The sequence below is a fragment of the Vallitalea guaymasensis genome, from assembly GCF_018141425.1.
In the GTDB taxonomy this organism is placed as follows: Bacteria; Bacillota; Clostridia; order Lachnospirales; family Vallitaleaceae; genus Vallitalea; species Vallitalea guaymasensis.
In genome coordinates, this window is the sequence record NZ_CP058561.1 from 730,496 (window position 1) to 742,244 (window position 11,749).

Genomic DNA, 11,749 nt, shown 5'->3' on the forward strand with positions numbered 1-11,749 from the left:
TTGTTACTTCCTTTCTTTGTCCTTTACATATTTAAATAAATTGAACTTAAACATCTATACACTCTTTTTAATAAGTTCAATATATTTTAGTTTTGGTACTGCCTCTATTAGTTCATGAGCGTAACTTGTTTTTAGATTGGAAATATCATTGGAATGTATTACATCTTCAACAACTATCCCTTCCTTAAGAATAATAATATGAGATGTTAAACTCATAGCGACACTAATATCATGTGTTATGACAATAAATGTAATGTTATAATCCTCTTGAAGTCTTTTTATCAAATCGATTATATTATTTTTTATTTCCGGATCAAGACCAGAAGTTAATTCATCAAGGATTACTATTTTAGGATTACATATGATTGCTCTTGCTAAGTTGATTCTTTTTTGCTGACCAGTACTAAATGCATGGGGAAATTTTTCTCCATCTTCTTTATTAAGATCAACAAGTTCTAATATTTCTTTTACTTTATTGTATCTTTCTTGTTTACTCAGCTTTGTAAAGTTACAAAGAGGTTCGGCTATAATATCTTTTACCTTCATTCTAGGGTCAAGACTATTCTTGGCATCCTGAAAAACAGGTTGTATATCCTTCCTGTAATTCTTCCAGTCATTACTATTGAATTCATTCAATGACCTTCCTTGGTAAGATATCTCAGCTGTATTTTCTTTGTAAAAACCTAATAGAATATTAGCTATGGTAGACTTTCCACTACCACTTTCTCCTACTATCGCTGTACTTTGTTTATATTTAATTTGAAAACTAACATTATCAAGTACTGTGTTGTTTCCATACTTCCTGCTAAGATTCTTTATTTTAATCATATACTTAATTCCTTTAGCATTTTAATAGTTAATTCTTTTTCTGGATTAGTTAAAATTTTCTCTGTGCTTCCATACTCAATAAGCGTACCCTCTGATATTACCGCTATATGATTAGCTATTTGACTGATAATTCCAAAGTCATGGGATATGAAAATAATAGTTACTCCATATTCTTTATTGATTCTTATGAATTCTGACAGAATCTTTTTTTGGGTTATGGTGTCAAGAGCTGTTGTTGGTTCATCTGCCACTATCATTTTACTTCCAACAGCCATTGCCAGAGCTAACATAACCCTCTGTAACATACCACCACTCAATTCATAACAATAGCTTTTATATACTCTTTTCGCATCTTTTAAATTAAGTTTATAAAACCAATCAATTGCAATCTTGTCAGCTTCTTTTTTACTTACCTTCAAATGCTCCCTGAGAGTTTCTCTGCAATGTGAACCTATAGTAATAACAGGATTAAAAGCAGTCATAGGATTCTGCATGACATAAGATATCTCTTTCCCTAAAAAAGCTTTCATCTCACTTGGAGAATAATATTCCCCATTCCATCTAACTCTGCCATCAACTGTTAATTGTTCTGAGGTCAGTAATCCTGTAGCTCCTTTGAATGTCAAGGTTTTTCCACTACCTGATTGACCTGTTATTGCAAGAATCTCTCCTTTTTCTACAGATAGATTAACGGAATCAACCAAAGATCTATCTGCATTTTTCACTATTAAATCTTCAATTACAAACTGATTCATTTACTCCTCCTTTTCTGTGGTCAAAGATATCTCTCAATCCATCACCTAATAAATTAAAAGCCATGGCTGTAAAAAATATAAACAGTCCAGGATAAAGCATCAACTCTGGGTGGGTAAATATACATTTTCTATTTTCATTGAGCATAGCTCCCCATTCAGGAATCTCTGGACTTACTCCAAGACCTAAGAATGAAAATGCAGAAAGCTCTAATATTACACGTCCCATCCCAACACTTACATATACAATAAAAGCAGGTAAGATATTAGGTATTATATGCCGTAAGATTATCTTGTAACTCTTGGTACCAGAGGCTATAGCAGCTTTTACATAACCTTTGTTTTTCTCTTCTAGCACATAACCTCTGACGAATTTTGCATACCATGCCCATTGAGATATAATCATAGAAATCATAAGATTACCAATCCCTTTTCCTAATATACCAATGAGGACGAGAACAAAAATCATTTGTGGAAAAGCCATGATCACATCACAGACAGCAACAAAAGCCCGATCATATTTCCCACCGTAATAAGTAGGAATCGTTCCTACTAATAGACTGATAACAGAAATTGCTCCTATTATGACAAAAGATACCAAGAGTGAGTATTTAGTTCCTACTGCTATCCTTGTCAGTACACATCTTCCAAAGCTATCTGTACCAAGGGGAAATCTTGTTGATAATCCTATGTACTTATCTGCTGATGATACTGCATATGGGTCATTTGGTGAAACAATAGGGTAAATGACACCGAAAACGATTATTACTAAAATGATTATCAGACCAACTTTACACTTTTTGTTTTTTATAAATTTCTTTATCATAATAAACTATTTTCACCTACTCTTTTGTCTAATTTCATCGCTACTACATCTGATATTAAGTTAACAAATACAAAACAAAAAGCAATTATGACAACATATGCATTAATGGCTGGATTATCTCTTGTAAATATAGCATCTATACCATATCTGCCTAATCCTTTTATTGAAAATACTGTCTCTATGACTGCTGTACCTGCTAAGATATTACCAATATTCTGCCCTAGAAGAGAGATCAAGGATACACTTGAACTTTTTAATATATGCTTTAACATAATCTTGGAGGTAGATATTCCTCTTGCTCTTGCATATACAACAAAATCTTCTTCTACTCTTTCTAATATATTGGTTCTGACCATTCTGGTATACGTTGCTATAAACGGTATAGCCAAAGTAAAACTAGGTAGAATATATGAGCTGAAAGAATCGTTGAATATAAATGGTAATATCTCTAACTTGATAGAGAAAAGGTATATCAGCATAAATCCAATCCAATAGGAAGGGATTGACATACCCATTAATGTAATTACTCTCACGACCTGATCCACTATCTTATCTTTTTTAAGTGCAGACAATATTCCCAGTAATACAGATAAAAACAACATAATCAACACTGCACCTAATACTAATTTAAAAGTCCTTGGACAGCATATTGTTATTTCATCTATAACAGGTTTACCTGATACGAATGATTCTCCAAAATTAAGTGTAAGAGCATTTTTCAACCATAACAGGTACCTTACCCCTAGTGATTTATCAAGACCTAATTTCATCTGTATCTTTTGAACCGTTTCTTCTGTAGGAGGCATCATATGTTTGTGGATATATGCATCCGTAGCATCTATTGGTGATAAATTAAGTAAGGTAAAACATAACATAGTAATAGCTAGGAGTACTAATATTAATAAAACAATTCTTTTTATCAGGAATTTGGTAATCTTTAGTTGCTTCGTATTGTCCATTTATTTACTCCTAACTGACGTTCCCATAAGGAACGATATATACCGTCTTTTTTAGTTAGTTCTTCATGAGTACCTTTTTCTCTCAATTGTCCTTGGTCTAATACTAATATCTGGTCTGCATCAGTTATAGATGAGAATTTATGAGCAATAGTGAATACTGTCTTTCCTTTTATCAACTCAGATATTGCTTTTTGTATCTCCACTTCATTGATAGGGTCTACACCGCTTGTAGCTTCATCTAAGATAATGATAGGTGAATCTTTTATAATAGCTCTTGCTATTGCAATTCTCTGACGTTCTCCTCCTGACAAGGTAGAACCGCCTTCTCCTACCATCGTGTCGTAACCATTAGGTAGTTTATTAATAAATTCATGACAACATGCTAATTCTGCAGCTCTTATAACATCTTCTTTTTTAGCATTTTCATTTCCATATATTATATTGTTGTAAACTGTATCATTGAAAAGATAATTATCTTGGAATACCACAGAAATATATTTCATCAGTGTTTCTATTTTATAATCATATATATTTCTTCCTCCTATTTTGATATTACCTTTATCTATGTCCCAGAATCTCATCATGAGTTGTATTAGTGTGGTCTTACCACTACCTGATGCACCCACAATAGCTGTCGTAGTATTCTCTCCCGCTTTAAAAGAAAGATTTCTAATTATTGGCTCTTTGGTATAACCAAAAGTTACATCTTGATATTCTACGCTGAAGTTATCTGCCCTAACATCTTCCTTTGGTTCTTTGAGAGGACTGAATTTCATTAAATATTCCAATCTATCTAGACTCACCTCCATAGCTTTTAATGTTCCTGAATAAGAAGATAGAATTTCAAAAGGTTGATATATATGTACTCCAATAACTGCAAACATAAGAAATACACTAAAATCAATTTTGTTATTCATCAATAAATAAGTTCCAAGTGATAGAACGACACCAAAGCCAAGGTACATGAATAATGCATATCCTTGTAGTAATGGAATCACTTTAGCATCTGCCTTAATAGTCTTATTAGCAAATTCTTTAAATACACCTTTCATCCGTTCCGAATGATTTCTACCATTATTATAAGCTTTTACTGTTGCAACTCCCTGTGTATACTCCACAGTATTGTTTATCAAATAACTTTCTGCTTCTATTTTTGTATTAGCTGATTTTATATACATCTTATGGCTTACTTTGTTAATCACAAATGAAATTGGAAATCCTATGAAGAAAGCTATTGTCATAGGAATGTTCAATATCCCTAGAAAAACGATTGTGATGACAAGTATTGTTATACTGCTTATAACTTTAGAAACCAGCTGCATAGCATATAACTCTATTTGTGTAAGTTCATTTGTGACAATTGCATTAATTTCTCCTAAGCTTTTACCAACAAAATCTCCCATTGGAATTTTTTTGAGAAATACCGCTATATCTTTTCTTTTTTGAGCAATAACTTCATATCCAACACTACTGATTGCAGCTGTTTCTCTGTAATGAAGTATAAACTGTATTAATATGCTTATTGCGAAGGTCACTGTGTATATCAATATATTAGAAACTGTCAACTCATCATTAATCATGTCTCTTATAAAAAACAACATGAAAAGCAGTGGTGCACAAGAGAATATACTTTCTAGAATTCCTAACAATATTCCCTTTTTTACTTTTGATTTATACTCACCTGATAAATGCAAGATTCTTTTTATAGAATGAAACATATTAACTTACCTCCTTTGAACGGATTTTGAAACTAAGGGATTCTTGATATTTTGTATACATATTTTCGTATAATCCATTCTCAAGTAATAATTTTGAATGAGTTCCCTGCTCTTTTATATGTCCGTTTGAAAGTACTATTATCTTATCTGCGTTTTCTATAGTTGATAATCTATGGGCTATAACAAGTACTGTTTTGTTTTTTGCAAGATTAGATATAGCCTTCTGAATCTCCATTTGGTTCTCTGCATCAGATGAAGCAGTAGCTTCGTCTAAAATAATTATAGGTGCATCTTTTAATATGGCTCTTGCTATAGCTATTCTTTGTTTTTCGCCACCAGATAGTTTTACATCCGTTCCTCCTATAATTGTATCTAAGCCTTTTTCCTCTATCAGCTCAGTACATGATGCCAGTTTTGCCACTCGCATAATTTCTTTATCCGAAGCATCTGGTCTACCCATTTTAATGTTATTTCTAAGGGTATCATGAAAGATTATTGTATCTTGGAAAACAAAACTTATATTATCCATTAGCTGTTGAAAAGGTATATTCTTAATATTTATACCTCCTATTAGTATTTCACCGCTATTTACATCAAAAAAGCGGGCAGCAAGTTTGGCAATAGTACTTTTTCCGCAACCAGATTCACCAACAAGTGCCGTTAGTTTACCTTCATTAGCTACGAAAGATATATCTTTTATGACTTGTTTTTCATCTGTATAAGAATAGGATACATTTCTAAACTCTATGGATTTATTCTTTAGTTTTACATTAGCTTTGCTATCATTGAATTCCTCTTGTGATAAAAACTCTTTAATCTGTGAATAAGCCTGACTGATCATTGGCATAGTATCAGTGAATTCACCTAATTTTACCAGTGGTACCGAAAATGAAAATGACATCAGAAAGAAAAAGATAACTTTACTTAAATCAGCTTCCCCATATAAATATAATAATCCTCCAACAGGTAAAAGAATCAATAAGTTAGCTTTTATCAAAATGGCAAATCCAGACATATACTTCCAACAGGATCTATACCAATCCAATACATGGAATTTGAAACTATCTACCGAAGAATCTATTTTATTAATTGCAGCATCTGTTTTATTAAAAGATTTTATTACCATCATTCCTTGAATATACTCTATAAGAGAAAAATTCATATTCATTAAGGATGTAGAGTAATTTTCCATCTTTTCTTCACTTCCCTGCATCATTCCAGATAAAATCTTGTAGGCAATAGGTATTAAGATCACAGTTGCTAAAGCCATCCTCCAATCTAATATGAATAGTAGAATCGCAACTACTATTGGTACTCCCAGACTGGATGATACTTCTGGAATGTGATGGGCAAGAAATTTTTCTAGACTTTCTATATCTTCTACAATTAATTTTTTGTAATACCCGCTGTTGTTTTGCATAACCACCCCAAGAGACAGTTTTTCTAATTTGCCAAGTACATCTAGACGTAGATTATAAAGCAAATCTGCTGTTGCTTTGTGAGAAGTGTAAGAAGATATACTGAAACATACAAATCTCATTATAATACCTAATACAGCTATGAAAATGTAAGTTCCTACTTGATAATTTGATGCTAGAAATTCTGTAATAATCTTATAAGTACAATAATAAGGTACTATAGAAAAGATTACTGATAGAAATCCACAAATTACTGATAAGTAATACTTTCTTTTTTCCCCACTGCAAATGTTAATAAGTTCTTTAATGCTATTAATCATATTGGTATAATAGTTAACAGAATATAACTATTAATCCTCCTTTCAATAATGACTACTTGTGGTGTTATTCCTTGGGATTCTTGTATTTCCATTAATGTTTAAGCTTACGGTCGTGAATATAGTATAGGGAAATATTACGTCAGCCAGTTAAACGTCCATGTTTAAATGGCTGAGTTCGCCGTCCATGGCTCACTGCTCCATATTTCCCTATACTACATCCACTCGGTAGTTAGTTAAGAAAATATGTCTAGCAGCTGATTTCAAGAATCCTCATAAAAAAATAAGACCATACAATCTTTATATAGGATTATATAGTCTTATCTAACTTTTTTCTGCCTATGGAGGGAGTATTTATGCTCCAAAACGAAAAATCTTAGGATTTTCTCCGTAATATTCTTTGAAATTTTTTGAGAAATGGCTTGCGTTAGTGTAACCTACTGCGCATGAGACCTGACCGATATTCATGTCTCGTTGTTCCAGCAGTTCTTTTGCTTTTACCATTCTTATATGTCTTAGGTATCCAAAAATGGTAGTGTTATAGAGTTGTTTGAAACCTTTTTTTAGTTTGTATTCATTCATATGTACTTGTTTTGCCAATTCTTTAATTGTAAAGGGTTCTACCATGTTGTCTTCAATTAGCTGCCTTGCTAGTTCTATTGATTCTAGAGCGTCTTTATCAATGAATAATGTATTTTCTTGATTTTCTAACATGGTAATTTCTTTTTCCCATACATAACATAATGCTTCTATTGACTTACTTTGGAGATACATTAATTTACCTACATTGGAAAAATCACATGATACCATCTGATTAAAGATAGCTTTTAGTTCTGCTCTTGGTTTATGTGGTTTAGTAAGTTCAATTGCCCTATTTGAACGTTTGAATTTACTAAGACCTTTATGGTATTCTTCATTTAGCAGACTCTCTTCGATGAACCTTTCGTCCGCTACTATAGTTATGTATCTTACTCTTCTATCTTTTATGATTTTAAATAATCCACTCATTTTTTTTCTGAAATAGACACTTATATTACCGCTGCTTATATTCATATCCTTAGCTTCCATTTCATTATGGAACAGATTACCATCAATCATGTAGTTAATTTCATATGGTGGGTTTATTAGATTATATTCAAAACCTATAGATTTTTTTAGATATACATCGGTTATACATAATTCCAGTCCGTTTGGAAATTTAATCTGTTCTATAAAACCTTCTCCGTACTGTGGACTTACATAATATCTTATGTACATACCTGCTTTTTCACTTTCAAATTTACATTCCTCAACAAAAAATTTATAAAAATCATTTGCATTACTAACAATGACATTATCATTCAAAGCAAGCACCTCTTTCAATATAGTTAGCGTCAATAACTGCTTTATTGCATTTGCAGCCATTGATAATAATTATCATTATTAATATTATATTCTATTATGCGTTAAATGTAAAGGCAGATTTACCCACTTTGGTCAAATTATTTTAACTCTAATTACTTTACATATTAAATTGAATATACTAAAATATTATTTAATATCCATTCTGGATAAAAACTGTATTTAGAGGTGATTAATATTTTTTCTCCAGTAAAGAATAAGAAGATATATGAATATGTTATTGAACAAATCCAAAAGATGATTTTAGAAGGTACACTAAAAGAAGGTGATCGTCTACCTGCTGAAAGAGAATTAACTGATCTATTAGGTGTTAGTAGAACCTCAGTAAGAGAAGCCATAAGAGCTTTGGAGGTTATTGGTTTAGTTGAAAGCAGACAAGGTGAAGGTAATTTTATTAGCTCAAACGTCTCTAATACTCTTCTTGAACCACTATCAGTTAAATTTATGTTAAGTAAAGGCAATACCCAAGAAATACTTGAACTTAGAAGACTACTAGAATTAGAAACTGCTTCTTTAGCTGCTAAGAAAGCCACAGAAAAAGATATTGAAGAATTACAAGTATTGATTAACAAGCTTAGAACAACTGATGATGAAAATTTATGTGCCAAGATTGATAAAGAATTTCACTATAAAATATCAGAAATAGCAGCCAACAGTTTAATTATGAATATATTGCTTTCTGTACAATATTTAATGGAAGCATCTATTATTGATGCAAGAGAGATGATATTAAAGAATCCAGAACAAAAGGATTTACTTATCAAGCAACATGAAGATATATATGATTCAATAAAATCTCATAATCCTGAAGAAGCTCAAAATGCTATGAGAGAACATTTGGCATTTGTGAATAAAACCCCTAAGAACTCTTGATTATTATGTGATATCGTGATATTATATTTTCTAATATTGGTATGACCATTATACCACTATATAAATACTGAAAGAAGGAAGACTATGAAGTTACTAAGACAATTTGGCATTATAATAGGAATTTTTTTAATTGGTGAGATACTTAATAAGCTTTGTCATATACCTGTTCCCGGTAATATTCTAGGTATGCTGATTTTATTTGTATTGCTTAGTCTTAATATTATCAAGGTTGAAAAAATTAAAGAAATAAGTGATTTTCTACTAAATCATTTAGCATTCTTCTTTATTCCCCCTGGCGTAGCTTTGATATCATCACTTGATACATTAAGTAATATATGGATAAGCTTTTTATTCATTGTAATCATTACTACTATCATAGTAATGAGTGTCACTGGTTTAACTGTTCAAAAAGTCATGAAAAGAGGCAGAAAATGATGGAAGATTTTTTTAATAATCCTAGCTTTGGCATATTAATTTCAATTGTAATGTTTGAAATTGGTTTATACATAAATAAAAAGACCAAATTAGCTCTTATGCATCCACTTTTAATTAGTATCGGTTTGATTATTGGAGTATTACTGATATTTGATATACCTTTGGAGTCATATTCAAAGGGCGGAGATATGATATCATACTTCTTAGGACCTGCAACAGTGATTTTGGCTGTTCCTTTGTATAAACAATTCCATTTGTTCAAAGAAAATACAAAACCCATTCTAATTGGGATTGTTGTGGGTGTACTTACAACTATAACCAGTGTATTTGCGTTATGCAAAGTATTTGCTTATGAAGATCAATTGTTTTATACACTTATTCCAAAATCAATAACTACTCCTATTGGTATAGAAGTATCCAGTACTATTGGTGGAATCCCAGCAATAACAGTAGTTGCAATTGTTTTAACAGGAATTACAGGTGCCATAATTGCCCCATTGGTAATGAAGTTTTTTAGGATAAATGATGAAGTAGCTATTGGTATTGCAATCGGTACATCCTCCCATGCAGTGGGGACTTCAAAAGCTATGGAAATGGGAGAAATACAAGGTGCAATGAGCGGATTATCCATAGGATTGGCAGGAATAATTACAGTTCTTTTCAGCTCACTATTTGTTAGAATACTAGAATTGTTCATGTAATACTTATAAAAAACTTATAATGTTAATTATCATATAACATGAAAACCGAGTAAATAATGACTTTACTCGGTTTATTCTATTTCTTTATTTTTTTATATGTATAATCTACTTGACTATAAGTAATTTGAAGGATTCTGTGGAACTCCATTTTTACGAACTTCAAAGTGTACGTGAGGTCCTGTACTATTTCCTGTACTACCTGAAGCAGCGATAGATTGACCTTTTGTAACCTTCTGTCCTTTTTTAACGTACAACTTACTATTATGTGCATAATAAGTTACATATCCTTCTCCATGGTCTATCTTAACTAAATAGCCATATCCTCCACTCCATCCAGAAAAAATTACTGTTCCTGATTCTGAAGCTTTTACTTTAGTTCCTCTAGGAACACCTATATCAATTCCTGTGTGGAATGATCCCCATCTTCTACCGAATGGAGATGTAATTCTACCGTAAACTGGTCTTGAAAAAGTTGGTAGAGTTCTTGTTCCAACAACAATAATTGTTTTAATTGGTTCTTTTATAACTTTCTCAGATACAATTTCTCTTTCTGATTCTAAACCATTAATGCAAGTAACATTGGTTGTTAATTCTTTTATTCCTGGCTCACCTTGTTGAATTGTTTTCTTGTATGTCTTATATTTGCTACTGTCTTTTTGATATTCAACAGGACTTGCTATACTTTCTTCATATGTAAGTTGTTCTTTTACTTTTACAGATAATAATGGTTTTGGAACCATTAAGTTAACTTCTTGTCCAATTTGGATTACACTATCTTGTTTGAATTGTGGGTTTATCTTCAATAATTCTGATAATCCCATTCCATTACCATTTGCTATTTCTGATAATGTATCTCCAGATTTTATTGTATATGTAACTTTTTCATCTTTACTTGACTTTAGCTTACTAACTGCTTCATCTTTTTGAACAATACTTTCTTGGCTAACATAAAGTGTATCTTCCTGTACTGATTCTACAAATGCAACAGCCTCAACACTTCCTTGATGGTCTTGTGATATATAACCACTTTTAACATCTTCCAAAACAGATTCAGCTGTTTGATCATCTTTTAAAACAATCTTGGTTTGTTCATCAATTGATAATACTTTTGCTTTTACAAAAAAATCATTCTTGTTATATAATAATGTAGTAAACAACCCATTTTTTAACTCTTCATCTGTCATAAGAACTTGTTTATCTTTCTTAACTGGAAAAGTACTAACTAAATCATCTACTAATACTACCGTTTCTAATTCATTTTGCAAACGAATTGTTACATCTTTCATTATCTGACCAATATTTTCTGTATTTTCAACAAATCCTATTTCACTATTTTTATAAGTAACTTTATATACCATTTGAGATTGATCATTCATATTTGCTTGTATGAACACTGTAGCAAATATCAATGAAAAAAACATAACAATCAATACAATCGTATTTTTTCCAACAGTTTTCATATTTATGGGGCTCATGTTTTATCCTCCGTATGTAAGTTCGTTAAATCAATTTCCATATATT

The 11,749-nt window shown here is 31.4% G+C and carries 11 protein-coding genes; 3 read left to right on the forward strand and 8 right to left on the reverse strand.

Features of this window, described 5'->3' with window-relative positions; genetic code table 11:
* Positions 1-54: 54 nt before the first annotated feature.
* The 7 genes from HYG85_RS03275 to HYG85_RS03305 all read right to left on the reverse strand — a co-directional run bounded on the left by HYG85_RS03275 (position 55) and on the right by HYG85_RS03305 (position 8,162).
* The gene (locus HYG85_RS03275; protein ID WP_212692269.1) at positions 55-828 is read right to left on the reverse strand and encodes an ABC transporter ATP-binding protein; all 774 of its coding nucleotides are present in this window, start codon (positions 826-828) and stop codon (positions 55-57) included.
* Positions 825-1,583, reverse strand: a complete 759-nt coding sequence (locus HYG85_RS03280) for an ATP-binding cassette domain-containing protein (protein ID WP_212692270.1) — start codon at positions 1,581-1,583, stop codon at positions 825-827. The genes HYG85_RS03275 and HYG85_RS03280 overlap by 4 nt, the downstream gene beginning before the upstream one ends.
* Positions 1,564-2,406, reverse strand: a complete 843-nt coding sequence (locus HYG85_RS03285) for an ABC transporter permease (RefSeq protein WP_212693687.1) — start codon at positions 2,404-2,406, stop codon at positions 1,564-1,566. The genes HYG85_RS03280 and HYG85_RS03285 overlap by 20 nt, the downstream gene beginning before the upstream one ends.
* The gene (locus HYG85_RS03290; protein WP_212692271.1) at positions 2,403-3,365 is read right to left on the reverse strand and encodes an ABC transporter permease; all 963 of its coding nucleotides are present in this window, start codon (positions 3,363-3,365) and stop codon (positions 2,403-2,405) included. The genes HYG85_RS03285 and HYG85_RS03290 overlap by 4 nt, the downstream gene beginning before the upstream one ends.
* A complete protein-coding gene (locus tag HYG85_RS03295; RefSeq protein ID WP_212692272.1) occupies positions 3,344-5,083 on the reverse strand; it encodes an ABC transporter ATP-binding protein in 1,740 nt (579 codons plus the stop codon). Before HYG85_RS03295 ends, HYG85_RS03290 begins: the two co-directional genes overlap by 22 nt.
* A 1-nt stretch (position 5,084) precedes the next feature.
* On the reverse strand, positions 5,085-6,821 hold the full coding sequence (locus HYG85_RS03300; RefSeq protein WP_212692273.1) for an ABC transporter ATP-binding protein: 1,737 nt from the start codon (positions 6,819-6,821) through the stop codon (positions 5,085-5,087).
* 351 nt (positions 6,822-7,172) lie between these two features.
* Positions 7,173-8,162 carry a helix-turn-helix transcriptional regulator gene (locus tag HYG85_RS03305; RefSeq protein ID WP_212692274.1) on the reverse strand — a complete coding sequence of 330 codons (990 nt, stop codon included), beginning with the start codon at positions 8,160-8,162 and terminating at the stop codon, positions 7,173-7,175.
* Positions 8,163-8,387: 225 nt separating this feature from the next.
* On the opposite strand from HYG85_RS03305, the gene HYG85_RS03310 reads away from it, so the two are divergent.
* From HYG85_RS03310 to HYG85_RS03320, 3 genes are all read left to right on the forward strand, one after another.
* Positions 8,388-9,092, forward strand: coding sequence for a FadR/GntR family transcriptional regulator (locus HYG85_RS03310; protein ID WP_330619211.1), 705 nt, complete (start codon positions 8,388-8,390; stop codon positions 9,090-9,092).
* An 84-nt stretch (positions 9,093-9,176) separates the two neighbouring features.
* Complete coding sequence (locus tag HYG85_RS03315) at positions 9,177-9,527, forward strand: CidA/LrgA family protein (RefSeq protein ID WP_113671675.1); 351 nt, start codon at positions 9,177-9,179, stop codon at positions 9,525-9,527.
* Positions 9,524-10,228 (forward strand): LrgB family protein, encoded by a 705-nt coding sequence (locus HYG85_RS03320; protein WP_212692275.1) that lies wholly within the window; start codon positions 9,524-9,526, stop codon positions 10,226-10,228. Before HYG85_RS03315 ends, HYG85_RS03320 begins: the two co-directional genes overlap by 4 nt.
* Positions 10,229-10,341: 113 nt before the next feature.
* On the opposite strand, the gene HYG85_RS24475 is transcribed toward HYG85_RS03320, so the two are convergent.
* Complete coding sequence (locus tag HYG85_RS24475) at positions 10,342-11,703, reverse strand: peptidoglycan DD-metalloendopeptidase family protein (RefSeq protein ID WP_212692276.1); 1,362 nt, start codon at positions 11,701-11,703, stop codon at positions 10,342-10,344.
* Positions 11,704-11,749: the final 46 nt, after the last annotated feature.